This is a genomic window from Methylobacterium oryzihabitans (assembly GCF_004004555.2).
Classification (GTDB): domain Bacteria; phylum Pseudomonadota; class Alphaproteobacteria; order Rhizobiales; family Beijerinckiaceae; genus Methylobacterium; species Methylobacterium oryzihabitans.
The window spans coordinates 1-427 of sequence record NZ_SACP01000174.1; the positions used below are offsets into that span (position 1 = coordinate 1).

1 protein-coding gene is annotated in these 427 nt (G+C 71.0%); it reads right to left on the bottom strand.

Translation table 11 applies throughout. The annotated features are described in order from the left end of the window. Window positions 1–427 (bottom strand): hypothetical protein (locus EOE48_RS28920; protein ID WP_210249628.1); only part of this gene is annotated, 427 nt, incomplete at both ends.

Here is a 427-nt window from a genome sequence, read left to right on the forward strand (position 1 = left end):
GGTCCATCTGCGGCGCTTCCAGCACCTGGCGGGCGTGGTGCAGCCAGCCCAGCAGTTGCTCGATACGTGGCAGCTGCTCGGCCAGGTCTTCCGGGCGCTGGGTGTACAGCGGCAGCTTCAACGCACGGCCTTCCTCCCCCAGCAGGTGAGCCAGCCAGCTGGCCAGCTGCGCCTTGCCCTGGCGTTCGCCACGGCCTTTGCGCTCCACGGTCCAGGCGCGGGCCAGCAGCCAGCGCGAGGTTTCCAGCGAGAACTGGCCCCAGCGCACGTCTTCCAGCTCTTCGGCAAACTGCTCGGGCGCGGCGCGGCGGATGTCTTCGTCGTCGTTGCCGGCCTGCACCAGCGGGCGCCAGTCTTCCAGCAGGGCATCGAGGCTGCTGCGCAGGTCACGGGTGCTGGCACGCGGCGCGGCCTGGCCAAGGCTGGC